Here is a 24887-nt window from a genome sequence, read left to right on the forward strand (position 1 = left end):
GTGGCCGCCTTGCTGGAGGTCGGCGGGCTCACCGTGCGGTTCGGCGGGGTCGCCGCCCTGTCGGGCGTCGATCTCGCCGTCCGCGAGGGTGAGCTTCTCGGGGTCATCGGGCCGAACGGCGCGGGCAAGAGCACCTTGTTCGACTGCCTGACCCGGCGGTGCGGGCCGCAGGAAGGCTCGATACGCCTGGGCGGGGAGGATCTCACCCGGCTGCCCGCCCACCTCGTGGCCGATCGCGGCATCGCTCGCACGTTCCAGAACACGGCCCTGTTCCCCGGCCTGTCGGTGCGCGAGAACGTCATGACCGGCGCGCACCGGCACGGCCGGGCGGGGTTCTGGGCCGCGGCGCTGGGGCGGGCCTCGGGCGAGGAGCGGCGGCTGCGGGCCGTGGCCGACGCGTTGCTGGACAGGTTCGGCCTGGCGGAGCATGCCGACCATCCGGCCGGCGGCCTGCCGTACGGGCTGACGAAGCTGGTCGAGATCGCGCGGGCACTGGCGTCCGGCCCGCGGCTGCTGCTGCTCGACGAGCCCGCGAGCGGGCTGGCCCCCGGGGAGGTGCCGGCGCTCGCGGACCTGATCGGGCAGCTCCACCGCGAACGAGGCGTCACGATCATCGTCGTGGAGCACCACATGGAGTTCGTTCTCGCGCTGTGCCGCCGGATCGTCTGCCTTGAGCTGGGCCGCAAGATCGCCGACGGCCCGGCCGGCGCGGTGCGGCAGGATCCGGCCGTCATCGCCGCCCGCTTGGGGGTGGTCCGGTGAGCGGCCTCAACGTGCGGGGGCTGCGGGCCGGCTACGGCGCGGCCCGGGTGCTGCACGGCGTCGACCTGGCCGCGGGGGACAACGAGATCGTCGTGCTGCTCGGGCCGAACGGCGCGGGCAAGACCACGCTGCTGCGGGCGCTGTCCGGGCTGGTCGGCGGGCGTGGGACGGCCACACTCGACGGGGTCGCGCTGCTCGGGCGCGCGCCCGACGAGATCGCCAGGCTCGGCGTCGCCCATGTCACCCAGGAGGGCGGCACGTTCGGGCCGCTCACCGTGGAGGAGAACCTGCGGGTCGGCGCGCATGCCCGCCCCTGGCCGCGCCGCGGCGTCGGCGAGGACATGGCGCGGGTGTTCACCTACTTCCCCGTGCTCCAGGCGCACCTGGGCCGGCCCGCCGGCACCCTGAGCGGGGGAGAGCAGCGGATGCTGGCCATCGGCCGGGCGCTGGTGGCCAGGCCGCGGCTGCTGCTCCTGGACGAGCCGACCCGCGGCCTGGCGCCGCAGGCCAGGAGCCGGCTGTTCGGCACCATCCACGCCATCAACAGGCACGAGGGAACCATCATGATCATCGTCGAGCACAACGTGGCGGCGGCGCTGGAGGTGGCGCACCGGGCCTACCTCGTCGAGTCGGGCCGGATCGCCGACCTGCGGGCCCGCCGGGGGTGGTGACCGGATGTTCGTGCAGCAGCTGCTGGAAGGGCTGGGAGCGGGCGCGGGATACGCCGCCCTCGCGCTGGCCCTGGTGCTGACCTACCGGTTCACCGGGATCGTGAACTTCGCGCAGGGCGAGCTGGCCATGCTCGCCACCTACGTGGCCTGGCAGCTGGTCGACTCCGGCATGCCCTACTGGGTGGCGCTGCCCGTCACCGTCGCCATCGCGTTCCTGGCCGGAGTCGTGACCGAGCGGGCCGTCATCCGGCAGGCGGAGAAGGGCGCGGGCGAGGCCGCGCTCGTGGTGACGACGATCGGCCTGTACGTCATGGTGAACGCGATCGCCGCGCTCGTGTGGACCTCGGCCCTGCGCGCCTTTCCCAGCCCCTTCCCCGACGGCCCGGCCGGGACCTCCGCGCTCCTGGCCGCGGGCGTCGCCGGGCTGGTGCTCGGCGCGGTCGCCCTGACGGTCCGCCACACCGGACTCGGCCTGGTGATGCGGGCCGTCGCCGCGGACCCGCGCTCGGCCCGGCTGTCGGGGGTCCGGGTCGGGCGCGTCCTGGCCCTGGGCTGGGGCGCGGCCTCCGCCATCGGCGCGGTCTCCGGCGTCCTGCTCGCCCCGATCCTCTTCCTGGAGCCCACCATGATGACCGGTGTCCTGGTCTACTCCTTCGCCGCCGCCACGCTCGGCGGCTTCGACAGCGCTCTGGGCGCGGTCGCCGGCGGGCTGATCGTCGGCGTCACCGAGACCCTGACGGGCACGTACCTCGGCTTCGTCGGGGCGGACCTGAAGATCGCGGTGCCGCTGGTGCTCATCGTCGCCGTGCTGCTCCTGCGGCCGCAGGGCCTGTTCGGCTCGGCGCCCGTGGAGCGGGCGTGAACACGATCGCGGCCGGTCACCGCCGGCTGCCGGTCGGGCAGGTGGCCGGCGACCGCCGGCAGATGTGGCCGGCGGGCGGCCTGCGGCGCGCCGGGCTGGGCGCTCTGACGGCGGCCGCCGTGGCGCTGCCGTTCGTGCTGCCGCCGTACCTGCTGTTCCAGGCCACTCTCGTGCTGGTCTACGCCATCGCGCTGCTCGGCCTGGACCTGGTGGTCGGGCACAGCGGGCAGATCTCCCTGGGCCACGGCGCGTTCTTCGGCGTCGGCGCCTACACGGCGGCCGTCCTGATCGCCCGGCTCGGCCTGCCGTACCCGCTGACCCTGCCGGTCGTGGCGCTGCTCACCTTCGCGCTCGGCTGGGCGGCGGGGCTGCCCGCGCTCCGGCTGCGCGGCCTCTACCTGGCCATGGTGACCTTCGCGGTCGCCGTCGTGCTGCCGCCGCTGCTCAAGCGCTTCCCGTCGATCACCGGCGGGGCGATGGGGCTGTCCGTGCCGGCTCCGCGGGCGCCCGTGCTGGACGACGACCAGTGGCTCTACCTCCTCGTGCTCGCGGTGGCCGTCGTCGCGTTCGCCGGGATCCGCAACCTGACGGCCTCGCGCGGCGGGCGGGCGCTCACCGCGATCAGGGAGCACCGGGCGGCGGCCGAGGTGCTCGGCATGCGCCCCGCCACCCACATGACGCACGCCTTCGCCTGGAGCGCCATGTACGCGGGCACGGCGGGCGCCCTCTACACCTGGACGACCGGCTTCGTCTCCCCGGACTCCTTCACCCTCAGCCTGTCCATCACGCTGCTCGCCGGGGTGGTCATCGGCGGCCCGGCCACGCTGGCCGGGCCGCTGCTCGGCGCGTTCGTCGTGATGGGCGTGCCCGTCGTGGCCCAGGAGCTCAACCCCGCGGCCCCCGGCATCGTCTCCGGCCTGCTGATCGTCCTGGTCATCCGGGCCGCGCCGACCGGGCTCACCGGCCTGCTGCGCAAGGCCGCCTGGGGCGTGGCCGGGAGGCGATCATGAGAGGCGCGGCCTGGCCGGTCGCCAGATGTCTCGCCGCGCTGCTCGTTCTTCTGGTGCCGGGCTGCCGCCTTTCCGCCGGCGAGGTCGTGCTCTCCGGCGGCTGCGCGGGGCAGGTGGCCACCGGGATCACCTCCGGCGCCGTCAAGGTCGGCGGCATCTATCCGCTGTCCGGGCCCGCTTCCGCCTACGCGGCGGTCGCTCAGGGCGTCCGCGCCCACTTCGACCACGTCAACGCGCGCGGCGGCGTGCACGGGCGGCGCATCGAGTTCCTCGTCCGCGACGACGCCTACCAGCCCGCCCGCGCGGTCGAGGAGGCCCGCAGGCTGGTGCTGCACGACCGGGCGTTCGCGCTGTTCCAGACGCTCGGCACCCCCTCGACGGCCGCGGTGCGCGAGTACGCCGACCGCTGGGGGGTGCCGCAGGCGTTCGTCGCCACCGGCGCCACCCAGTGGGGCAGCGACGCCACGCGCCCCTGGACGATCGGCTTCCAGCCCAGCTACGTCGCCGAGGCCCGCGTCTACGCCCGCTACCTGGCCGAGGCCAGGCCCGATGCCAGGGTCGCGGTGCTGTACCAGAACGACGACTTCGGCCACGACCTGCTCGACGGGTTCCGCCGGGCGATCGCCGGCACGTCGGTGCGGATCGTGGCCGCGCTGAGCTACGAGGTGACCGACCCGAGCGTGCAGGGCCAGCTGGCCAACCTCGCCGCCTCCGAGGCCGACGTCCTGCTCGACGTCAGCACGCCGAAGTTCGCCGCCCAGGCGCTGGCCGCCGACGCGGCCATGACCGGCTGGAACCCGCTGCACATCGTCAACGGCGTGGCCGCCTCGCCCGCCGTCCTGAAGCCCGTCGGCTACGCGAAGGTCCAGGGCGTCGTGACGGCCGGGTTCCAGAAGGAGCCCGGGTCGCCGGACTGGGCCGACGACCCGGGCATGCACACCTACCTGGCGGCGATGGCCCGGTACGCGCCCGAGGCCGACCCGGCCGGCCAGCAGGTCGTCTTCGGCTGGACGGCGGCGCAGGCCTTCGTCAAGGTGCTCGAACGCATGCGGTGCCCGTCCAGGGAGGGGCTGCGCGACGCGATGCGCAGCCTGTCCGGCGTCGAGCTCGACCTGCTCCTGCCCGGCATCACGCTCTCCACCGGGCCCGGCGACGGATTCCCGATCGAGTCGATGCAGCTCACGCGGTTCGAGGGCGACCGCTGGGTCCGCTTCGGCCGGGTGATCGACACCCGCGCCGAGTTCGGCCCGGTCCGTCCCTGAGCCGCGGCGGCTCACCAGTCGTGGACGGTCCCGTCCTTGAGCCGGTTGAACGGCAGGTACGCCGGCACGTACGGGAAGCGCGCGGCGGCCTCCTCGTCGAGCTCCACGCCGAGCCCCGGCCGCTCACCGGGATGCAGGTAGCCCTCCGCGAAGCTGAACGACTGCCGGAACACCTCGTCGGTCGCCGCGCCGTGCTGCATGTACTCCTGGATGCCGAAGTTGTGGATCGCCAGGTCCAGGTGCAGCGCGGCGGCCATGCCGACCGGCGAGATGTCCGTCGGGCCGTGGATGCCGGACTTGATCTGGTACTGGGCGGCGAAGTCGAGCAGCTTCCGCATGGCCGTGATCCCCCCGGTGTGGGTGACGGCGGAGCGGACGTAGTCGATGAGCTGCTCGCGGATCAGGGTCTGGTAGTCCCACACGGTGTTGAAGACCTCGCCGATGGCCAGCGGGGTGGTGGTGTGCCGGCGGACCAGGCGCAGCGACTCCTGGTTCTCCGCCGGCGTGCAGTCCTCCAGCCAGAACAGGTCGTACGGCTCAAGGGCCTTGCCGAGCTTGGCGGCCTGGATGGGGGTCATCCGATGGTGGCCGTCGTGCAGCAGCGGCAGCTCGGGGCCGAACTCGTTGCGCACCGCCTCGAAGACGCCGGGCAGGTGGCGCAGGTAGGCGCGGGTGTCCCAGTCCTCCTCGGCGGGCAGCGCGGTGCGCTGGGCCGGCTCGTAGTCGTAGCGTTTGCCGTCGAGGCTGGGCTGGGCGGCCACGCCGTACACCGCGTTGATGCCCGGCACGGAGGTCTGCACCCGGATCGAGCGGTAGCCCAGCTCCAGGTGCCGGCGGATCGAGTCGAACAGCTCGGGCAGGTCCCGGCCCGAGGCGTGCCCGTACGCCATGATCCCGTTCCGGGAGGCGCCGCCGAGCAGCTGGTAGAGCGGCATCCCGGCGGCCTTGGCCTTGATGTCCCACAGCGCCACGTCCACGGCCGCGATGGCGGCCATGGTGACGGGCCCCCGCCGCCAGTACGCCGAGCGGTAGAGGAACTGCCAGGTGTCCTCGATGCGCTGCGGATCCCGCCCGATCAGCAAGGGGACGACATGGTCGGCCAGGTACGAGGCGACCGACAGCTCCCGCCCGTTGAGGGTGCCGTCGCCCAGCCCGGTGATCCCGTCATCCGTCGTGATCTTGAGGGTGACGAAGTTGCGGTCGGGGCTGGTGACGATGACGTCCGCCGCGATGATCTTCACAGAATGCCTTTCTCACGGGTGGAGGCGAGGTCGGGGGTCGTGGTCACCATTCCGCGTAGGAGCCGTCCCGATGCCGCCAGACGGGGCTGCGCCAGGCGTGTCCGCGTTTCGCGGCGGAGCGGACGGCCTGCTCGTCGACCTCGATGCCCAGGCCGGGCGCGGTGAGCCGCTCGATGTGCCCGTCCACGAAGGTCAACGGGGTCTTGTCGACGCAATAGTCCAGCACCTCGGCGCCGCGGTTGTAGTGGATGCCGATGCTCTGTTCCTGGATCAGGTAGTTCGGGGTGACGAAGCCGACCTGCAGGCAGGCCGCGAGGGCGATCGGGCCGAGCGGGCAGTGCGGGGCGAGCTGCACGTCGTACACCTCGGCGAGCGCCGCGATCTTGCGTACCTCGGTGATGCCGCCGGCGTGCGAGAGGTCCGGCTGGGCGACCGCGATGCCGGCCTGGAAGACGGGCAGGAACTCCTGGCGGCTGTAGAGCCGCTCCCCGGTCGACACCGGGATGGTGGTCGAGCGGACGAACTCGCCGATGAGGTGCGAGTTCTCCGGGACGACCGGCTCCTCCAGGAACAACGGCCGGTACGGCTCCAGCAGCGGCGCCAGGCGGCGGGCACTGGCCAGGGTGAACCGCCCGTGCAGATCGACGGCGACGTCGCGGGTGTCGCCGAGCACCTCGCGGGCGGCGGCCACCCGGGCGACCACGCCGTCCAGCTCGGCGACCGAGGCGGCCGGGCTCATCCTGCCGGAGGCGTTCATCTTCACCGCGGTGAGCCCGGCCTCGACCTGGGCGGAGATGTGGTCGCGGACCTCGCTGGGCTCGTCGCCGCCGACCCAGCCGTACACCCGGATCCGGTCACGGACCGGGCCGCCGAGCAGCTGGTGCACCGGGGCGCCGAAGTGCTTGCCGGCGATGTCCCAGAGGGCCTGGTCGAGGCCGGCCACGGCACTCGCCAGGATCGGGCCGCCCCGGTAGAACGAGCCCTTGGTCAGCAGCTGCCAGTGGTCCTCGACGCGCAGCGCGTCCCGGCCGATCAGCAGCTCCGCGAGCTGGCCGACGGCGGCCTGGACGGTCTCGGAGCGTCCCTCGCAGGTGGCCTCGCCCCACCCGGCGATCCCGGAGTCGGTCTCCACCCGGACGAAGAGCCAGCGGGGGGCGACGAGAAAGGTCTCAATGCGCGCGATGGTCGTCATGCCGGTCATCCCTTGGTCGCGCCGGCGGTGAGGCCGGAGACCACGTATTTCTGCACGAACAGGGCGATCAGCATGATTGGCAGCGTGACCACGGTGGTCGCGGCCATCAGGCCGCCCCAGTCGATGCTGGCGTAGCCGACGAAGTCGAAGATCGCCACGGGCAGGGTCTTGGTGTCCGCGTCGGAGAGCACGAGCGCGAACATGAAGTTGTTCCAGGAGAAGATGAAGGACAGGATCCCCGCGGTGGCGATCCCCGGCACGGACAACGGCAGGGTGATGCGCCGGAACGCGCCGACGTGGGTCAGCCCGTCGACCAGCGCCGCCTCCTCCAGCTCCGCCGGCAGGCTGTCGAAGTACCCCATCATGATGTAGACCACCAGCGGCAGCGAGACGAACATGTGGCTGATGATCAGCACGCCGAAGCCCCCGACCATCTTCAGGTTGGAGAAGACGTAGTACCAGGGCACCAGCAGCGAGACGCCGGGGATGACCCGGGCCATCAGCACCACCAGCGCCGACTTCTTCATGTTGAACCGGCTCATCGAGTACGCGGCCGGCAGGCCGAGGATCAGCGAGGCCACGGTGGCGGCGAACGCCACCCAGAGGCTGTTGACGATGAACTCGACGTAGTTCGCCTGCTGGAGCACCTTGGCGTAGTTGTCCATGGTGGGGGAGAAGGTCAGCGCCTTGCCCGGGTCGTAGATGTCGACGTTGGTCTTGAACGACGCGGCGACCATCCAGACCAGCGGCGCGACCAGCGAGAGCACCACGAAGACGAGCGCTGCCACCCGGAACACCCGGTACGCGGGCCGGGGCTTCATCGCTGCGCCTCCTTGCGCCGGGCGGTCAGGGCCCACATCGCCCCGATGATGATCAGGAAGAACAGGATGAGCACGGTGGAGGAGACGCCGTACTCGTTGTAGTCGAAGCTGAGGCCGTAGGCGTACACGTTGAGGGTCTCCACCTCGTGGAACGAGCCGCCGCCGCGGCCCTTGGTGGCGTAGAGGATGTCGAAGGTCTTCAGCGCGTCGATGCCGCGCAGCAGGATCGCCACGGTCAGCGTGGGCATCAGCAGCGGCAGGGTGACGTGCCGGAAGCGCTGCCAGGTGCTGGCCCCGTCGATGCGCGCCGCCTCCTGCGGCTCCTCCGACAGCGAGGTGAGCCCGGCGAGCAGGATCAGCACCACCATCGGCGTCCACTGCCACACGTCGATGAAGATCGTCGTGGGCAGGGCCGAGTGCTGGCCGGCGAGCCACGGCCACGGCCCGGCGCCGAACCAGCCGAGAAGCTGGTTGGCCAGGCCGATGTTCGGGTCGAAGATGAGCCGCCACATCATGCCGACCGCGACCGGGGTGGCGACGAGCGGCATCAGGATGGCGACCCGGACCCATCTCTGCCCCTTGAACGGCCGCCAGAGCAGCAGCGCGATCGCCATCCCGAGGACCACCTCGAACAGCAGCGCGACGACGGTGAACGTGGCGGTCCGCCCGACGGCGGGCCAGAACCGCTCGGTGTCCGTGAAGACGTCGAAATAGTTCTGGAGGCCCACGAACTCGCTCTCCGCGCGGACGGATCCCTCGGCGTCGGTCAGGCTGAGGTAGCCGGTCCAGGCCAGCGGGAACACGATCAGCGCGGCCACGAAGGTCATCGCGGGCGCGGCGAAGAGCCATTTGCGGTGGTCGTCGACCCAGCGCAGCCAGCCGGGCGTCTCGGGGGCGGTGGGGGCGCCGCGCGGCGCCTTGGTGGCGGTCATCGTTGCCATGAGGTCTCCAGAAGATGGGCGGGCCTGCGGGGTACGCGGGCCCTCGGCCCGCCTACCGCCTACTTGGCCTCGTCGTCCAGGAACTTCTGGAACATGGCGTTGGCCGTGTCCGCGGCCGCCGCGGCGTCCTTGCCGGTGATCGCGTCGACGATCGGCTGGCCGACGATCTCGCGCGCCTCGGCGACCTTCACGACCAGCGGCCGGTCATGGCCCACCCCGGCCTTGGTGCTGGCCGCGATGGCCTCCACGAGGTCCTGCGGGAAGGTCGAGGTGCTCTCGGGGTCGGCCCAGACGGAGGTCCTGGCGCCCGGCACGCCGGACTTCTGCTGGGCCAGCGTCTGCGCCTTGCCGGTGGCCCACGCGATGAACTTCCAGGCGTTGCCCGCGTTCTCCGAGCTGGTGTTGACGCCCAGCGCCCACGACGGGATGTTGTACGGCTTCGACCCGGCAGGACCGGCCGGGAACGGCGCGAAGCCGACGTTGTCCGAGACCTTGGACTTGGCCGGGTCGGTGGCGTTCTTGTACAGCGAGTTCGCCTCGGTGTAGAACGCGGCCTTGCCCTGGGTGAAGATGGCCATCGCCTCGGGCCAGCCCATGTCGGTGCTGACGTTCGCCGGTCCGGAGTCCTTGATCAGCGCGCCGTAGAAGGCGTACGCCTGCTTGGCCGCCTCGCTGCTCACCGCGGCCTTGCCGCCGCCGTCGACGAAGTCGCCGCCGAAGCTGTAGAGGAAGCTGGAGTACTGGGTGACCGCCGCCGACTTGCCGGTGCGGGCGACGAAGCCGGCGACGCCCGGCTCGGCCGTCTTGACCTTGGCGGCGGCGGCCTTCAGCTCGTCGAGGGTCTTCGGCGGGGCGCTCAGCCCGGCCTTGGCCAGCAGGTCCTTGCGGTAGTAGAGGACCTCCTGCTCGGTGATGATCGGGATGCCGACCGGCTTGCCCTCGTACGTGGTGGCCTCCACCGGGCCGGCCTGGAAGTCGCTGAAGTCCCAGGTCTTGTCGGCCTTCACCTGCTCCGACAGGTCGGCCAGGTACTTGTTCTTGGCGAAGAGCCTGCCCTCCTGCAGCGGGCGGTACATCATCACGTCGATGTCGGACGAGCCGGCGTTCAGCTTGACGTTGTACTGGTCGGAGAGCTGGTCCTCGCCGAGCTGAGTGATCTCGACCTTGAGCCCGGTCTGCTTCTCGAACTCGGGCAAAGCCTTCTTGATGTTGTCGGTCCACACGTGGTTGGCCAGGGTGACCCGGACCGTCGTGGACGCGCCGCCGTCGTCGCCACCGCCACAGGCGGACAGGCCCATGGCTACCACCACGGCTAGAGATGTACCGAGTATCGATCGACGTCGCACGTCATCTCGCCTTTCTGTCATGGCCGCCGCCCTCCGGAAGAGCGCCACACTGTCGTAACATCTGCTTAATGCCGGGATGCTAGGACAAAAAAGCTGATTTATTCAAGTGTCGACCCTCAACTGATATGCTTTATTGCGTGACTCAGTCCCCTCCAGGGAGCGCTCCCCTTCAGCACGCCCCTGTCGAGACCGGGCTGCACGCACGGGTCCTCGACCACCTCGGCACCGACATCTGCAGCGGCGAAGTGACCGCCGGTTCCGTCCTGAGCATCGAAGACCTGGTCGACCGCTATCAGGTCTCCCGTTCGGTGATCCGCGAGGTGCTGCGGGTGCTCGCGTCCATGGGGCTCATCGAGACCAGGCGCCGGGTCGGGATCATGATCCAGTCCGCCGAGGCGTGGAAGGTCTTCGATCCGCAGGTGATCCGCTGGCGGCTCGCCTCGGACGGGCGGATGGCGCAGATGCGCTCGATCACCGAGCTGCGGACCGCCGTCGAGCCGCACGCCGCCTGGCTGGCCGCCGAGCGGATCGGCAACGACGAGGCGAGCGAGCTGGTCGGGCTCGCGGGCAAGATGTGGGCCGCCGGCAAGGCCGGCGACGAGGCACGCTTCCTCGACCTGGACATCGACTTCCACCGGCGGGTGCTGGCCGCCTCCGGCAACGAGATGTTCGCGAAACTGCAGCTGATCGTCGCCGAGGTGCTGGCCGGCCGGCACCACTACCACCTGATGCCTCACTACCCGGACGAGCAGGCGTTGCAGCTGCACGCCGACGTGGCCCAGGCGATCCAGCGGCGCGACGGCGAGCGGGCCAGGAAGGCCATGGTGGGGATCATGGAGCAGGGGTTCGCCGAGATGAAGTCGATGTGGGAGCGGATCGCCGAGCCGGGGGAGGCCTGACGTGCCAAGGGTGAGAAGACCCGCTCACTGATCGAACTGGAGGAGCGATGCCGGAGACAGGTCAGGTGCGCGTGCTTCCGCTGCCGCCGGAGGAGCGGCCGTGGACGACCGGGACCCGCTCCGGGCGGCGCTGCTGCGCGCGGCCGACGAGCTGGTCGCCGGCCACCGGCTGAGCGACCGCACGTGGCGCGACCTGACCGCCCGGTATCCGACCGGGCAGATCATCGAGATCTGCCTGCTGGCCGGGGTGCTGAACTCGCTCGGCGTCCAGATCGAGGACGGATTCGCGGCGCCGGACCGGGCCGGGGGAGCGGTCACGTGATGGCGCCCGCCATCCCGTGCAGGAGCAGCGTGGTGAGGGTGTCGATGGCCTGGTCGTCGGGCAGCCGGGTGCCGGGCGGGTCGCCACCGGCCGCCTGCCAGATGTAGCAGAAGAACTCCAGCGTCGACAGCGCCGCCGAGGCCATGACGCGCGGGTCGGCGGTGCCGGTGGAGCGGCGTTCGAGGATGGCGGTGAACTCGCGCAGCTCGTCGAACTCGACGTCGCGCAACTGCCGCCAGCGCGCGAAGAACACCTGGTCGGCCATCGACGCCTGGAAGATGGCCACCATCTCGGGCAGGTGCTCGCGGTAGGAGTGCCAGTATTGGGCCACGTGCGCGCGCAGGTGGTCGTACGACAGCTCCTGGGCGTGCTCGGGGGTGCGTTGCTGCCGGGTCTCCAGGTCTTCGAGAAAGTCTCTGGCCAGCGCCTCCAGCAGGGCTTCCTTGCTGGGGAAGTAGGTGTAGAACGAGCCGGCGGAGCGGCCCGCCTCCGACGTGATGTCGGTGATCTTCGTGTTGAAGTAGCCCTTGGCGGCGAAGACGCTCCGGGCGGCGGCCTTGAGCGCGGCCTCGGTGGCGAGGGAGCGGGACTGCCGCTGGCGTGGATTGATCATCTCCATCTTGACACGACCGTACCTAATGCTGAAACTGGATTCAACTTTAGTGAATCTGAATTCAAGTTCAGAAAGGGCCTCCTATGTGGGATGTCATCGTCGCCGGCGGTGGGCCTGTCGGCCTGTTCCTGGCCGCCGAGCTGCGACTGGCCGGGGCGTCGGTCGTCGTGCTGGAGCGGCTCGAACGGCCGGATCCGGACAAGGACGAGGGAGATCGGGGCGTACAGGCCCGTACCCTGCAGACGCTGCGGCTGCGCGGGCTGCTGGACGCGGTGCTGCGGCGGGCCGGCGCGGCGGAGGGGCCGGTGTTCGCCGACTTCGCCGGGCCGCCGGGAGACGACGCGCCCGGCGATCTCCGTACGCTGGCCGAGCAGTGGACCGCCCAGCGGCTCAAGGGACATCTGGCGTTCCTGCCGCTGCTCGACGAGGACGGCGGGCTCGCCGACGTCCCCGCTCAGGCCGCGGTCTGGCAGGGGCGGCTGGAACGGGTCCTGGAGGAACGGGCGCTCGCGCTCGGCGCGGAGGTGCGCAGAGGACGGCAGGTCACGGACGTGCGCGACGACGGCGGCGGGGTCGTGGCCACTCTGGCCGGCGGGGAACAGGTGCGGGCGGCGTACCTGGTCGGCTGCGACGGCGGGCACAGCCAGGTCCGGCGCGTGTGCGGATTCGACTTCCCCGGCGCCGACGCCGCCATGCTCGCCCTGCTGGGCACCGCCGAGCTCGCCGATCCGGACGCGCTCACGCCGGGGATCCACCGGACCGGGGGCGGGCTGCTGTTCGTCGAGCCGCCTCCGGGGCAGATCGTGACGGTCGAGTTCGGGGTGCCGCAGCCCGATCGCCGTACGCCCGTGACGAGGGAGGAGTTCGAGGCCAGCCTGCGGCGGGTCAGCGGGGCCGACGTCGAGGTGATCCGCCTGTCGAAGGCCACCAGGGTGACCGACCACGCCCGGCAGGTCAGCGCGTACCGGCGGGGGCGGGTGCTGCTGGCGGGCGATGCGGCCCACGTGCACTCTCCCATGGGCGGTCAGGGCCTCAACCTCGGGCTGCAGGACGCTGCCAACCTCGGCTGGAAGCTCGGGCTCGTCGCCGCCGGGCTGGTCCCCGAGACGCTGCTCGACAGCTACACGGCCGAACGCCATCCGATCGGCGCGACGGTGCTCCGCAACACCAAGGCGCAGACGGCGTTGCTGCGTCCCGACCCGCATTCCAGCGCCCTGCGCGAGCTCGTCGCCGAGATCATCGAGCACCCTCAGACCAAGCGGCACCTCGTCGAGATGCTCAGCGGGATCGGCCTGCGCGTGCCGCACACCGGCTCGCACCCGCTGGCCGGCCGCTTCGTCCCGGTGGCGCTGGACGGCACGGACGGCCTCGGCGACCTCCTGGCCCAAGGCCGCGGCCTGCTGCTGGACCTGACCCGCGACGGCGCGGCCGGGGCCGAGGCCGCCGGCTGGCGGGACCGCGTAAACGTCTCCCGCCTCCGTCCGGACGGGCTGGACGACCACCCCCAGGCTCTGCTCGTCCGCCCCGACGGCTACGTCGCCTGGGGAGCGGACGGCGCGGACCCGGCGGGGTTGCGCGCGGCGCTCACCCGGTGGTTCGGGCCCGCCCTGACGTAGGTCAGGGGTTGTTCAGGTAGGCGAGGACGGCGAGGACGCGGCGGTTGCCGTCGTCGTCATCGGTGATGCCGAGCTTGCCGAACAACGAGGTGGTGTACTTGCTGATGGCGCTCTCACTGAGGAAGAGCCGCCGGCCGATGGCCTGGTTGGACAGCCCCTCCGCCATGAGGGCGAGCACGGAGTGTTCGCGCTCGGAGAGCTGCCCGAGCCGCCGATGGGACGATCCGCTGGACAGCAACGCGGCGATGACGGCCGGGTCCATGGCGGTGCCGCCGGCGGCGACGCGTTCCAGCGCGTCGATGAACTGGTCGGCGTCGAACACGCTGTCCTTGAGGAAGTAGCCGATGCCGCCGGAGCCGTCGGCCAGCAGTTCGCGGGCGTAGAGCTGCTCGACGTGCTGAGAAAGGATCAGGATCGGCAGGCCGGGGACCTCGCCGCGGGCGGCGAGCGCCGCCCGCAGGCCCTCGTCCGACTGGGCCGGCGGCATCCGGACGTCCACGACGGAGACGTCCGGGCGCCACTTCAGCAGCGCGGCGAGCGTCTCCGGCCCGGTGGCCGCCGTCGCGACCACCTGGTGCCCGTACGCCTCGATGAGGCGGACCATCCCGTCGCGCAGGAGGTAGAGGTCTTCGGCTACGACGACGCGCATGGCACGACCATCCTCACCCGGGTCGGACCACCGGCCGGACTGGTGATCTCCAGGGTGCCGTCGAAGACCGCGAGACGCCGCCGCAGCCCCGCGAGCCCACCGCCGGCTCGTTCGCCGGCCGCGCCCCGGCCGTCGTCCTCGACCTCGACGACGATGCCGGTGTCGTCCCGGGCGATGGAGACGCGTGCCCGGGTCGCGTGGGCGTGCTTGGCCGCGTTCGTCAGCAGCTCGGCGACGCCGAAGTACAGGGCGGACTCGATCGGCGGGTCCAGGCGCAGCCGGACGCCGGCGCTGACGGCCGTTTCGAGCGGGCTGTCCAGGGCGAGCGCGCGAACGGCGTCGATCAGCCCTCGCTCGGTCAGCACCGGCGGGCTGATGCCCTTGACCAGCTCGCGCAGCTCGGTCAGCGACGTGGCGGCGCCGGCCCGCGCCTCCCGCATGAGCGCCCTGGCCTGGTCGGGGTCGGTCGCCATCAGCTTTTCCGCGGTCGCCAGCGACAGCCCGAGCGCGACCAGGCGGGCCTGGGCTCCGTCGTGCAGGTCCCGTTCGATGCGGCGGATCTCGGCGGCCTGCGCGACCGTGGCATCCGCGCGCTGGGCCGTCAGCTCATCGACCCGGCCGGCCGCGGTCATCGCGGCCATCGCGGGCGACGCGCGCAGGAAGCGGACGGCCACCGGCTCGGCGGCCCGCCACGCGTAGGGGGCGGTGGCGACGGCCACGACCAGGCCGAGCACCCCGGCGAGGCGCGCGGGGAGCGCCGGCTGGGCCAGCCCGAGGACCGCCGCCGCGACGGCGGCCGGCGGGACGGCCGCGATCACGCCCATGGTGAACGGTGCGATCGCCGTGAACCGCAGGTCACGCCAGGTGGCGGGATCGCGCCACCGGGTCCGCCAGTGCTGGTCCATGCGGGCGTCCCTGCTGGTGCGCTCGTAGGAGTGGCCGTTCCACCAGTAGCCGGTCGCCATCTGCGTCACCGGCCCGGCCTCCCGGTATCCGGCGGGGATGACGGTGCCCGTCCATCTCGCGACGAGGGAGCGGACCATCCGGCACACCGGGCGGGACAGGGCGAGCGTGCCGACGCACGCCCATAGAAGCGGCGCTATCCCCGACCACGGGTCTCCGCCCCACCACCAGAGCCACAGCGCCACAGCGGCGGCCCACACGGCGGGGACCAGCATGGCGACGACCAGCACGACGCACGATCGCACGAACCCCACGCAGGCGCTGACCACCCACGACACCGGCTGACTCATAGTTCTCCTTCTTACTTCATGGTCCGGCCGCACTCATGCGCGGCTCCCGCATCCACCGTGCACCGCACATCACCCGAAGCCGGTCGATATGGCGCTGAAGTGGGTCTAGCCCCACCCAACCGTGCGTCCAGCCACATATCGCCCGGACCTGTGCACTCCATAACGTCGGCTCCAGTCCCGGCACATCACTATGGAAGGAAAGAACATGAAGACCTCCGATCGCACCACCGCCGAGGCCCGCCACGTCGGCCACCCGCACCTCCGGCAGGCCTTCGGCAGGACGAAGGCCTCCGTCGCGGCTTATGGCGCGTTCAGCGTCGCCGTCCTCGTCGTGGTCGTCCTCCTCTCGGTCACGGGCTCTGAAGTGACGTCGTTCATGTGGGGCCGTACCGGCGGAATGGTCGCGAGCGCCGTGGTGACCTACTGGCTGACCGTCCGCGCCGCACGGGGAGCGCGATGGGCTTACGTGCGCGTGCGCGTCATCTCCGTCGTCGTGCCGATCGCGATCGTCGCCATCGACGCCATCCCGGGCGCGCTCCCGGCGTGGTTCGTCGCGATGCAGCTCGCCGGCGCCCTGGCCCTCGTACCGGCCGCGTTCGTCGTCAACGGAGCCCGGCTGCGTGCCGCCTTCTCCACAGCGCGCTGACTTCTCGGCGGGAAGCGGCCGCCTTATGACCGGCATGGAACAATGCGAGGCGTTTCTACGGCATGGAGGTCGTGATGCGGTTCGTGCGGAATTCGACTGGGCGGTTGTACGGCATGATGCTCGTGCTGGCCGTGGTGGTCCTGCTGGCGGACCAGCTCACCAAGCGCTGGGCGGTCACCGCGCTGTCCGACGGCGAGCGCATCACCGTGATCCCGGATCTGATCCAGTTCCGGCTGCTGTACAACGCCGGCGCCGCGTTCTCCATCGGCACCGGCGCCACGTGGGTGTTCGCCCTCGCGGCGGCGGTCGCGGTCGGCGGCATCCTCTACATCGCGCGCCGGCTGACCTCCCCGGGCTGGGCGCTGGTGCTGGGCGTGCTGCTCGGCGGCGCGGTGTCCCACCTGGGCGACCGGCTCTTCCGCGAGCCCGGCTTCGCCCACGGGCACGTCGTGGACTTCATCGACTACGGCGGCCTGTTCGTGGGCAACGTCGCCGACATCGCGCTCACCTGCGGGGGCGTCGTGACGGTGCTGCTCAGCCTGCGCGGGGTGCCGCTGGCCAAGGCGCCGGGCGAAGAGCCCGCCTGACTTCATGCGGGTTCTTTTGTGACATATGCCATCACGAACCGCTGAAATGGATCAGCGCCACGCTGGTCATCGCGGGCGCGGATTTCGCCGGCGACCGCTGCCTGGTCGCTCGGCGGATTCAACGGAATTCACGGCGTCCGCCGCGCGCCTAGGGTTCCGGGCATGACAAAAACTCTGCACACTCTCGCGGTGAGCGTGGTCGCGGCCGGGGTCCTCGCCTTGACGCCGGGCGTCGCCAGCGCCGAGCCGGGCCCGAGCGGCTGCTCCAGCGGCATCGGCTACCGCTCCGCGTACACATGGGCGCACTGCACGGGCGGCGCCGGTTACGTCCGGGCGATCGCCACCTGTTCCAGCGGTTCGGCGACGAAGAAGGTGAACGGCCCCTGGGTGTGGGTCGTCGGCGCCGGCGCGCAGTCGGAGGCGCACTGCCCGAGCGGCTACCCCAAGGCGGTCGGCCACACCTACAGCACCAAGAAGTACTGAGACCGGTGCGCCGGCGGCCCGCGTGGGCCGCCGCGCCCGGCCGGTCTTGGCTCAGCGCCTTCTGGCGCTGACGCCGTCACGGACGGGCACGAGTGGCACAGCCGCCGGGCTTGTGGGTGGAACGCAGCGGGCGGTCGGCGACGGGTCCTGGCAGCTCATCCGGCAACCTCGACCGCGGTTGAGATCAAGCCGGCGTCCTGGGGGTGCGGCGCATGGGCGGGCGGGTGAGCCAGGTGGCCCAGCGCCAGAGCCATTCGAGGGGGCCTTGGCGGTAGCGGCGCAGCCAGAGCGTGGACAGCAGCCACTGGGGGACGAGGATGGCGGCGGCGATCAGGAGCACCGTCGCCGAGGACCAGTCGTCCGGCGAGCCGCCGACGAGCGGGGTGGCCACCAGGACGAGGACCGTGGCGGACAGGTAGTTGGTCAGCGCCATCCGGCCCAGCGGGGCGAGGACGCCCTGGAGCACCGGCCGGAGGGGCGTGTTGAGCAGGAGCAGCAGAGCGCACACGTACGTGCCGGCCATCAGCAGTCCGGCGACGGCGAACCAGGTGCTGAAACCGCCCGAGCCCGCGGCCCCGGACTCGATCTGCAGCCACACGGCGGGCACCGCGCCGGCGGCGAAGAGCAGGCCCAGCGCGGCCGGGACGCGGACGGAACGCTCGATCCGGTCGATCACGCCGTACCGCGTCAGTGCCGAGCCCAGCAGGAACAGGCCCGGCACCAGCGTCACGCCGTTGCTGCCGAGGAGCGCCGGCGTCGCGATGAGGACGGCGGCGAGCACCGCCACGGCCCAGCGCGGCAGCCAGGTCGAGGGCAGCAGCACCACCAGGCCGACGACGGCGTAGATGGTCAGGATGTCGCCCCGCCACAGCAGGAACATGTGAGCCAGGCCCAGGACCAGCAGCGCCAGAAGCCGGCGCAGCAGGAGCACCCGCGGGTGGGCGGTGCGGCGTCCCGCGGACTCCAGCAGCAGCGAGAAGCCGATGCCGAACAGCAGGGAGAAGATGGGGAAGAAGCGCTGGTCGACGAACAGCCCCAGGTCCAGCCAGGAGCCGTCCTGCTCCGTCGTCACCACGGGCTGTGTGGCGGACACGGACCCGACCATGTGGGCGATCGGTTTGACGTTGGCCAGCAGGATTCCGCACAGGGCGAACCCGCGGACGACGTCGAGCGCGGCGATGCGCGGCCGCCCGGCAGAGCGCGGCTCCCCAGGCACGGCGATGCGCGGGGGTCCGGCCGGGTGCTGCTCCCCGGAGGCGGCGACGTGGCGTCCTGCGGGTGCAGGAGAAACGGGGCCGGGCGGCTCCGGTGCGGGAGCGGCGAAGCCGTAGGGTGCGGGAGCGGCGAAGCCGTAAGGCTCGGGCTGGCCGGGTCGGCGCCGGGCCTGCTGCGACGGCGGGAACTCATCACGTGACATGGGGACACATCCTGCCGACCTGCGATCTTGCCCGGTACGGGTCGGAAGCAGGGTTCACGCTCGGCGAGACCGTACTTTCGGCCGATTAAGGGGGAGAGGGCCGATGGCCTACCCTGAAGCGCGTGAACGAGGGACGCCCATGACGATCAGCGTCCTGCTGGCCGACGACCAGGCGATGGTGCGCGCCAGCCTGCGCGTCATCCTTGAGGACCAGCCCGGCATCGAGGTCGTCGCCGAGGCCGCCGACGGCGAGGAGGCGGTCGCCCTGGCCCGGCGGCTGCGCCCGGACGTGTGCCTGGTCGACATCCAGATGCCCCGCCTCGACGGCGTCGAGGTCACCCGCGCCCTGGCCGGGCCGGGCGTCGCCGCCCCGCTGCGGGTCGTGGTGGTCACCACGTTCGACCTCGACGAGTACGTCCACGGCGCGCTGCGCGGCGGCGCGGTCGGCTTCCTGCTCAAGGACGCGGGACCTGACCTGCTGGTGGAGGCCGTGCGGGCGGCGCACGCCGGGGACGCGCTGATCTCCCCGTCGATCACCCTGCGGTTGTTGCGCCACATGACGTCCGTCGGCGCCCCGGCCGTCCGCCGGCCTTCGCCGCCGCTGTCGGAGCGGGAGAGCGAGATCGTCCGGGCGATCGCCAGAGGCCGCACCAACCAGGAGATCGCCGCCGAGCTGTTCATCTCGCTCAGCACGGTCAAGGGGCACGTCTCCGCCGTGCTGACCAAGCTCGGCGTCCGCAACCGGGCCGGGATCGTCGCCTGGGCCTGGGAAAGCGGCCTGATGGGAGCTCCCTGAGAGCCCGGCGCCGCCCAATGGCCGCGCCGCCCGCCGCCCACCGCCTGAGACGCCCGCCTGAGACGCCCGCCCGCGACGCCCGCCCGAGACACCCGCCCGAGACACCCGCAGCCCGTGCCGACCGCCGCCGATACAGTCCGAGCAGACCGCGTGAATCGACCAGGACGGAGACGGGCCAGTGGACACCGAAGCCTTCCAGGAGGTGCTCGCCGCCGTGCGGACCTTCGTGCGCAAGGAGGTCGTGCCGGCAGAAGACGTCATCGAGCAGACCGACGAGATCCCCGGCACCATCCGCGCCAAGGCGGCCGCCATGGGGCTGTTCGGGTTCGCGCTGCCCGAGGAGTACGGCGGTCTCGGCTTCTCCATGACCGAGGACGTCCAGCTCGCGATCGAGCTCGGCTACACCACCCCGGCCTTCCGCTCGATGCTCGGGACCAACAACGGCATCGCCGGCCAGGTGCTGGTGAACTTCGGCACCGACGAGCAGAAGCGGCGGCACCTGCCGGACCTGGCCGCCGGGAGCAAGATCGCCGTGTTCGCCCTGACCGAGCCGGAGGCGGGCTCGGACCCCAGCGGGCTGCGGACCCGGGCGGTCAGGGCCGAGGGCGGTTACCGGCTCACCGGCCAGAAGCGGTTCATCACGAACGCGGACCGCGCCGACCTGTTCATGGTCTTCGCCAGGACGAACGCCGACACCGAGGGCACCAAGGGCATCTCCGTCTTCGCGGTCGAGTCAGGGGCCGCGGGGCTCAGCGTCGGCCCCAAGGACGAGAAGATGGGGCAGCGCGGCGCGCACACCGCGGAGGTGTTCATCGACGACGTCTTCGTGCCGGAGTCCGCGCTGATCGGCGAGGTCGAGGGCGAGGGCTTCGCCGCCGCCATGCGCTCGCTGGCACGCGGCCGGCTGCACATCGCGGCGATCTGCGTCGGGCTCGCCCAGCGGCTCGTCGAGGAGAGCGTCGCCCACGCCGCCGCCAGCCGGCAGGGCGGCCGTCCCATCGCGGAGTTCCAGCAGGTGCAGGCGATGCTCGCGGACTCGCAGACCGAGCTGTACGCGGGACGGGCGATGGTGCTGGAGGCGGCGCGGGCCTACGACGACGGCGGCGACCGCCGCATGGCGCCGTCGTGCGCGAAACTCTTCTGCTCCGAGATGGTCGGCCGGGTGGCCGACCGCGCCGTGCAGATCCATGGCGGAATGGGATACATGCGGACGGTCCCGGTCGAGCGGTTCTACCGCGACGCGCGGCTGTTCCGGCTGTACGAGGGCACCAGCGAAGTGCAGAAGGTCATCATCGCCAAGCAACTGCTCAAAGGGGCGACGACGCTCCCGCACGGGAAAGCGTGACCGTGCGGCGGGCACAGCCGCTGGACGGCATGCGGATCATCGAGCTGTCGAGCTATGTGGCGGCGCCGTTGTGCGGGATGACGCTGGCCCAGCTCGGCGCCGACGTGATCAGGGTCGAGCCGGTCGGCGGCGCGGTCGACCGTACGCGCTGGCCGTTGGCGGAGAGCGGGACGAGCCTGTACTGGTCGGGGCTGAACAAGGGCAAGCGCGCCATCGAGGTGGATTTGTCCGCCGAGCGGGGACGCCGGCTCGTGGCCGATCTGATCGTCGCCGGCGGCGACCGCGGCGGGATCGTGGTCAGCAATGCCGATCGGCATCTGGAGCTGGCCTTCGAGGCGTTGCGCGCGCGCCGCCCCGACCTGATCCACGTGCTGCTCACCGGGCGCAGGGACGGCGGGGCCGCGGTGGACTACACCGTCCAGGCGGCGACCGGGTTCCCCCTGCTGACCGGGCCGGAGGACCTGGCGCGGCCGGTGAACAACCCGATGCCCGCCTGGGACGTGGCCGCCGGCCTCTACCTGGCGGTCGGGCTGCTGGCCGCAGAACGCCACCGCCTGCTGACCGGCGAGGGCCGGCAGGTGCGGGTCGCCCTGGAGGACGTCGCGCTGGCGACCGCGGGCAATCTCGGCTACCTCGCGGAAGCGCAACTGAACGGCACTCCGCGCGAACGCGACGGCAACCACGTCTACGGCACCTTCGGCCGCGACTTCGGCACCGCCGACGGCGGGCACCTGATGGTCGTGGCGCTCACGCCCCGGCACTGGCGGGACCTCGTGGCCGCGACCGGCCTCACCGGGGTGGTCTCCGCGCTGGGCTCGGCGCTCGGGGCGGACTTCGAGGACGAGTCGGCCCGCTACCGGCACCGCGACGTGCTCGGCGACCTGCTCGCGGGCTGGTTCGCGGCGCACACCCGCGCCGAGGCCGAGTCGGTCCTGCGCGGCACCCGCGTCCTGTGGTCGGCGTACCGGAGCTTCACCGACCTGGTGGCCGGGCTGCCCGAGAACCCGCTGATGGCGGAGGTGGCGCAGCCCGGCGTCGCCCGGCACCTGGCGCCCGGATCGCCTGTCGTGATGGACGGGGAGCAGCCGCCGCCCGAGCCGTCGCCGTCGGTGGGGCAGCACACGGGCGAGGTGCTGCGGGCCGAGCTCGGGCTGTCCGCGCCGGACCTCGCGAAGCTGCGGGACGACGGCGTCCTCCCCGGCGCCTCCGGCGTAATGTGATCGCGGCGCAGCTGATCCGATCAAGTGAGGGAGAATCATGACGTTGCTCGACGGTAAGACCGCGGTCATCACCGGCGGCGCCCAGGGCATCGGGCTCGCCATCGCCGGGCTCTTCGTCAAGGAGGGCGCCAGGGTCGTCCTGGGCGACCTGAACCTGGCCGCAGCCGAGACCGCGGCCAAGGAGCTCGGCGCCGCACGGGCCGCCCGCTGCGACGTCTCCGACGCCGACGACGTGGACGCCTTGATCCAGACGGCGCTGGACGCGTTCGGCTCGCTGGACGTCATGGTGAACAACGCCGGAATCACCCGCGACGCCACCATGCGGACGATGACCGAGGAGCAGTTCGACCAGGTCATCGACGTGCACCTCAAAGGCACCTGGAACGGCACGCGCAAGGCGGCCGCGATCATGCGCGAGCAGAAGAGCGGCACGATCGTGAACATCTCCTCGGTGTCGGGCAAGGTCGGCATGGTCGGCCAGACGAACTACTCGGCCGCCAAGGCCGGCATCGTCGGCCTGTCCAAGGCCGCGGCCAAGGAGCTGGCCCACCACGGGGTCCGGGTCAACGTCATCCAGCCGGGCCTGATCCGGTCGGCCATGACCGAGGCGATGCCGCAGAAGGCATGGGACCAGAAGCTGGCCGAGATCCCGATGCAGCGCGCCGGCGAGCCAGGCGAGGTCGCCACCGTGGCGCTGTTCCTGGCCTCGGACCTGTCCTCGTACATGACCGGCACGGTGCTGGAAGTGACCGGCGGAAGGTACATGTAGCCGCGATGAGCTGGGCACCGCACACCGTCACCACCACCGAGACGGTGGATCCGCATCCCGTGGCGGCGCTGTCCGCCCTGTTCGACGACGGCACGCCCGCGATCGGCCAGGGAGACGTCCTGCCGCCGCTGTGGCACTGGCTCGCCCTGGCCCGCTGGCCCGCCTCCTCCGCCCTCGGGCCGGACGGCCATCCGGCGCGCGGCACGTTCCTGCCCCCGGTCGAGCTGCCGCGGCGCATGTTCGCCGGCGGCGAGGTCGTCTTCCACGTCCCGCTCACGGTGGGGAGCACCGTCCGCCGCGAGGCGTCCGTGGAGTCGGTCACCGGGAAGACCGGCCGCACCGGCGAGCTGGTCGTCGTGGTCGTGGCCACCAGGCTGTACGACGAGCACGACCGGCTCGCGATCGAGGAGCGGCAGGACCTCATCTACCGCGGCTCCCCGGCCGTCCCGCCCTCGCAGACCCCGGCCGAGCCGGTCGCCGCCCTGGCCGGGCCGCCGCTCGCGCGGACGGGGAAGTGGAGCTGGGATCTCGCCACGGACCCGGCCCTGCTGATGCGCTTCAGCGCCGCCACGTCGAACGCCCACCGGATCCACTACGACTGGCCGTACGCCACCCGCGTCGAGGGCTATCCCGGCCTGGTGGTGCACGGGCCGCTGATGACGCTGGCCCTGGCCGAGGTGCTCCGCCTCGAAGGGCACCGTGGCCGCGTCGCCCGCATGCGGCACCGGAACCGCAGCCCGCTGTTCTGCGGTCAGCCCGCCCGGCTCAGGAAGATCGAGGACCCGGACGCGCTCAGCCTGGGCGTGTACGGCCAGGGCGAGACGGCCTGCACCACCCTGACGATCGACTTCGAGGAGGAAAGCACCGGCCATCCGCTGGGCTGACGGTCAGGGGACGATGTCGAGGGCGTCGATCGCGACCGCCGGGCTGACGGTCAGGAAGGGCCGCTCGTCTCCGTCGTTCAGGTCGGTCGTGACGAACCGCCCTGGCGACGAGCTGGGGCGGACCACCCGGCCGCCGCTGACGGCGAGGTAGGCCTCGAAGCCCTGCCTGGTGAAGCGGCGTTCGCCACCGGTCGGCACGTCGATCGCGATCAGCGGGCCCTCGTCGTCGGGCTCCGGGTAGACGATCAGCTCCCGGCCGGAGGCCCAGACGGAGTGCGGGCCGGGCAGGGCGACGCGTTCCGCGTAGGAGCCGAGCTCCTTGCCGGACAGGTCGAGGACCACCGTGGTCAGGACGTCGTCCGTCGTCAGATACGTCGCGGCGAGCAGCCGGCCGTCGGGGGACCAGCTGATCGAGGACTCCTCCCAGTAGCCTTCGGCCGACCAGAGCGTCCTGCGGGCGCCGGTGGCGGTCTCGATCAGCGCCACACCGGCGCTCTCGTCGCCCACGCCGGGGATGCCGGGCCCGTTCGAGAGGTCGGCCAGGACCGCCAGCAGGGCGCCGTCCGGCGCGAGCGCCGCGCGCATGAAGTCGTCGGAGGCGAACTCCCGGCGGGCGCCGGTGGCCAGCGTGTGCAGCACCACCCGCATGGGCCCGGCGCCGTCGTCCTGCGGTGTCAGGAACACCAGCACGGTCCCGTCGGTCGACAGCGACACCGTCTCCCGCGAGAGGTGCGCCGGCAGGCCCGGGACGGTCACGAACGCGTCGCTGTCGGCGTCCAGCACGATCACGGCGTTCCGGTCGAGCCCCTGGGCCGCGAGGACCATCCGGGCCGCCCGCACCGGCCGCGAAGCCAGTGCGTCGAAAGCGATCTCCCACGACCGGTCGACGACCACGACACCTCCTCTTACTGATCCGGAGCGCAGCCTAGTCAAAGATCGCGAAATTGGGGAGATCACGCCATCTATCGCGAAACGATCTTCTTGGTGTACCGTCCGGCTGCCAGTCTTATGTCCTCTTTATTCGGGGTGAACGCGTGCGGCGTCTTAGCATGATCATGGTGGCCGTGCTCATGGCCGGCTTCCTGGTTCCGGTCCATGACACGTTATTAGCCAGATGGGCCGAGGCGGCCGCCGGATGCCAGCCGAACAGCGACGACTGGGCCAACGGCCGCAGCGGCCAGAAGCGCTGCATCTTCAAGGGCACCTACTCCACCCGCCGCCGCATCAACGAGGCCTGCCTGCGGGCCCGCCCCGCGCTCGGCACCCACATCTACCAGCAG

At 71.8% G+C, this 24887-nt stretch carries 26 protein-coding genes; 16 read left to right on the forward strand and 10 right to left on the reverse strand.

The features are described 5' to 3' along the window. From ABEA43_RS47580 to ABEA43_RS47600, 5 genes are read left to right on the forward strand one after another with little or no spacing between them, the layout of a single operon-like run. Positions 1–762 carry an ABC transporter ATP-binding protein gene (locus ABEA43_RS47580; RefSeq protein ID WP_345572704.1) on the forward strand — a complete coding sequence of 254 codons (762 nt, stop codon included), beginning with the start codon at positions 1–3 and terminating at the stop codon, positions 760–762. After that, the gene (locus ABEA43_RS47585; RefSeq protein ID WP_345572705.1) at positions 759–1433 is read left to right on the forward strand and encodes an ABC transporter ATP-binding protein; all 675 of its coding nucleotides are present in this window, start codon (positions 759–761) and stop codon (positions 1431–1433) included. The genes ABEA43_RS47580 and ABEA43_RS47585 overlap by 4 nt, the downstream gene beginning before the upstream one ends. 4 nt (positions 1434–1437) lie before the next feature. Beyond that, entirely contained in the window at positions 1438–2295 is an 858-nt protein-coding gene (locus ABEA43_RS47590) for a branched-chain amino acid ABC transporter permease (RefSeq protein WP_345572706.1), read from the forward strand. Continuing rightward, a complete protein-coding gene (locus ABEA43_RS47595; RefSeq protein ID WP_345572707.1) occupies positions 2292–3305 on the forward strand; it encodes a branched-chain amino acid ABC transporter permease in 1014 nt (337 codons plus the stop codon). The genes ABEA43_RS47590 and ABEA43_RS47595 overlap by 4 nt, the downstream gene beginning before the upstream one ends. After that, positions 3302–4567, forward strand: coding sequence for an ABC transporter substrate-binding protein (locus tag ABEA43_RS47600; RefSeq protein ID WP_345572708.1), 1266 nt, complete (start codon positions 3302–3304; stop codon positions 4565–4567). Before ABEA43_RS47595 ends, ABEA43_RS47600 begins: the two co-directional genes overlap by 4 nt. 11 nt (positions 4568–4578) lie before the next feature. On the opposite strand, the gene manD is transcribed toward ABEA43_RS47600, so the two are convergent. Genes manD through ABEA43_RS47625 form a run of 5 tightly spaced genes read right to left on the reverse strand, consistent with a single transcriptional unit; the run spans position 4579 to position 10072 of the window. Further along, positions 4579–5808: a D-mannonate dehydratase ManD gene (manD, locus tag ABEA43_RS47605; RefSeq protein WP_345572709.1), complete on the reverse strand. Its 1230-nt coding sequence runs from the start codon at positions 5806–5808 to the stop codon at positions 4579–4581. Positions 5809–5851: 43 nt separating this feature from the next. After that, positions 5852–7000, reverse strand: a complete 1149-nt coding sequence (gene dgoD / locus ABEA43_RS47610) for a galactonate dehydratase (RefSeq protein ID WP_345572710.1) — start codon at positions 6998–7000, stop codon at positions 5852–5854. Between the two features lie 5 nt (positions 7001–7005). Continuing rightward, entirely contained in the window at positions 7006–7821 is an 816-nt protein-coding gene (locus ABEA43_RS47615) for a carbohydrate ABC transporter permease (RefSeq protein WP_345572711.1), read from the reverse strand. Beyond that, a complete protein-coding gene (locus ABEA43_RS47620) occupies positions 7818–8762 on the reverse strand; it encodes a carbohydrate ABC transporter permease (RefSeq protein WP_345572712.1) in 945 nt (314 codons plus the stop codon). Before ABEA43_RS47620 ends, ABEA43_RS47615 begins: the two co-directional genes overlap by 4 nt. A 59-nt stretch (positions 8763–8821) precedes the next feature. Beyond that, complete coding sequence (locus tag ABEA43_RS47625; RefSeq protein ID WP_345572713.1) at positions 8822–10072, reverse strand: ABC transporter substrate-binding protein; 1251 nt, start codon at positions 10070–10072, stop codon at positions 8822–8824. Positions 10073–10245: 173 nt separating this feature from the next. Between ABEA43_RS47625 and ABEA43_RS47630 the strand changes: the two genes are divergently transcribed. Together ABEA43_RS47630 and ABEA43_RS47635 are read left to right on the forward strand one after the other, a co-directional pair. Continuing rightward, positions 10246–11007, forward strand: coding sequence for a FadR/GntR family transcriptional regulator (locus ABEA43_RS47630; RefSeq protein ID WP_345572714.1), 762 nt, complete (start codon positions 10246–10248; stop codon positions 11005–11007). 100 nt (positions 11008–11107) lie between these two features. Beyond that, the gene (locus ABEA43_RS47635) at positions 11108–11329 is read left to right on the forward strand and encodes a hypothetical protein (RefSeq protein WP_345572715.1); all 222 of its coding nucleotides are present in this window, start codon (positions 11108–11110) and stop codon (positions 11327–11329) included. Here ABEA43_RS47635 and ABEA43_RS47640 read toward each other — a convergent pair. Beyond that, positions 11322–11942: a TetR/AcrR family transcriptional regulator gene (locus tag ABEA43_RS47640; RefSeq protein WP_345572716.1), complete on the reverse strand. Its 621-nt coding sequence runs from the start codon at positions 11940–11942 to the stop codon at positions 11322–11324. The two genes, ABEA43_RS47635 and ABEA43_RS47640, sit on opposite strands and share 8 nt — an antisense overlap. A gap of 83 nt (positions 11943–12025) precedes the next feature. Between ABEA43_RS47640 and ABEA43_RS47645 the strand changes: the two genes are divergently transcribed. After that, positions 12026–13558, forward strand: a complete 1533-nt coding sequence (locus ABEA43_RS47645) for an FAD-dependent monooxygenase (RefSeq protein ID WP_345572717.1) — start codon at positions 12026–12028, stop codon at positions 13556–13558. A gap of 1 nt (position 13559) precedes the next feature. On the opposite strand, the gene ABEA43_RS47650 is transcribed toward ABEA43_RS47645, so the two are convergent. Both ABEA43_RS47650 and ABEA43_RS47655 read right to left on the reverse strand, forming a co-directional pair. Beyond that, positions 13560–14207 carry a response regulator transcription factor gene (locus ABEA43_RS47650; protein ID WP_345572718.1) on the reverse strand — a complete coding sequence of 216 codons (648 nt, stop codon included), beginning with the start codon at positions 14205–14207 and terminating at the stop codon, positions 13560–13562. Beyond that, positions 14192–15460, reverse strand: a complete 1269-nt coding sequence (locus ABEA43_RS47655; RefSeq protein ID WP_345572719.1) for a sensor histidine kinase — start codon at positions 15458–15460, stop codon at positions 14192–14194. The genes ABEA43_RS47650 and ABEA43_RS47655 overlap by 16 nt, the downstream gene beginning before the upstream one ends. A gap of 205 nt (positions 15461–15665) precedes the next feature. Between ABEA43_RS47655 and ABEA43_RS47660 the strand changes: the two genes are divergently transcribed. The 3 genes from ABEA43_RS47660 (at position 15666) to ABEA43_RS47670 (ending at position 17176) form a co-directional block, all read left to right on the forward strand. After that, complete coding sequence (locus ABEA43_RS47660; RefSeq protein ID WP_345572720.1) at positions 15666–16106, forward strand: hypothetical protein; 441 nt, start codon at positions 15666–15668, stop codon at positions 16104–16106. 74 nt (positions 16107–16180) lie between these two features. Then, the gene (locus tag ABEA43_RS47665; protein ID WP_345572721.1) at positions 16181–16693 is read left to right on the forward strand and encodes a signal peptidase II; all 513 of its coding nucleotides are present in this window, start codon (positions 16181–16183) and stop codon (positions 16691–16693) included. Positions 16694–16855: 162 nt separating this feature from the next. Next, the gene (locus ABEA43_RS47670) at positions 16856–17176 is read left to right on the forward strand and encodes a hypothetical protein (protein WP_345572722.1); all 321 of its coding nucleotides are present in this window, start codon (positions 16856–16858) and stop codon (positions 17174–17176) included. A gap of 184 nt (positions 17177–17360) precedes the next feature. On the opposite strand, the gene ABEA43_RS47675 is transcribed toward ABEA43_RS47670, so the two are convergent. Next, positions 17361–18593, reverse strand: coding sequence for a DUF418 domain-containing protein (locus ABEA43_RS47675; RefSeq protein ID WP_345572723.1), 1233 nt, complete (start codon positions 18591–18593; stop codon positions 17361–17363). Positions 18594–18732: 139 nt separating this feature from the next. Here ABEA43_RS47675 and ABEA43_RS47680 point away from each other — a divergent pair, with 139 nt between their 5' ends. The 5 genes from ABEA43_RS47680 (at position 18733) to ABEA43_RS47700 (ending at position 23607) form a co-directional block, all read left to right on the forward strand. Next, complete coding sequence (locus tag ABEA43_RS47680) at positions 18733–19389, forward strand: response regulator (RefSeq protein ID WP_345572724.1); 657 nt, start codon at positions 18733–18735, stop codon at positions 19387–19389. Between the two features lie 178 nt (positions 19390–19567). Continuing rightward, positions 19568–20734 (forward strand): acyl-CoA dehydrogenase family protein, encoded by a 1167-nt coding sequence (locus ABEA43_RS47685; RefSeq protein WP_345572725.1) that lies wholly within the window; start codon positions 19568–19570, stop codon positions 20732–20734. 2 nt (positions 20735–20736) lie between these two features. Next, positions 20737–21954, forward strand: a complete 1218-nt coding sequence (locus tag ABEA43_RS47690) for a CoA transferase (RefSeq protein WP_345572726.1) — start codon at positions 20737–20739, stop codon at positions 21952–21954. A gap of 37 nt (positions 21955–21991) precedes the next feature. Further along, positions 21992–22723, forward strand: coding sequence for a 3-oxoacyl-ACP reductase FabG (gene fabG / locus ABEA43_RS47695; protein ID WP_345572727.1), 732 nt, complete (start codon positions 21992–21994; stop codon positions 22721–22723). Positions 22724–22728: 5 nt separating this feature from the next. After that, positions 22729–23607, forward strand: coding sequence for an HTD2 family dehydratase (locus tag ABEA43_RS47700; RefSeq protein WP_345572728.1), 879 nt, complete (start codon positions 22729–22731; stop codon positions 23605–23607). Positions 23608–23610: 3 nt separating this feature from the next. On the opposite strand, the gene ABEA43_RS47705 is transcribed toward ABEA43_RS47700, so the two are convergent. Further along, positions 23611–24501, reverse strand: a complete 891-nt coding sequence (locus ABEA43_RS47705) for a hypothetical protein (protein WP_345572729.1) — start codon at positions 24499–24501, stop codon at positions 23611–23613. Positions 24502–24887: the final 386 nt, after the last annotated feature.

The organism is Nonomuraea rosea (assembly GCF_039539705.1).
Taxonomy (GTDB): domain Bacteria; phylum Actinomycetota; class Actinomycetes; order Streptosporangiales; family Streptosporangiaceae; genus Nonomuraea; species Nonomuraea rosea.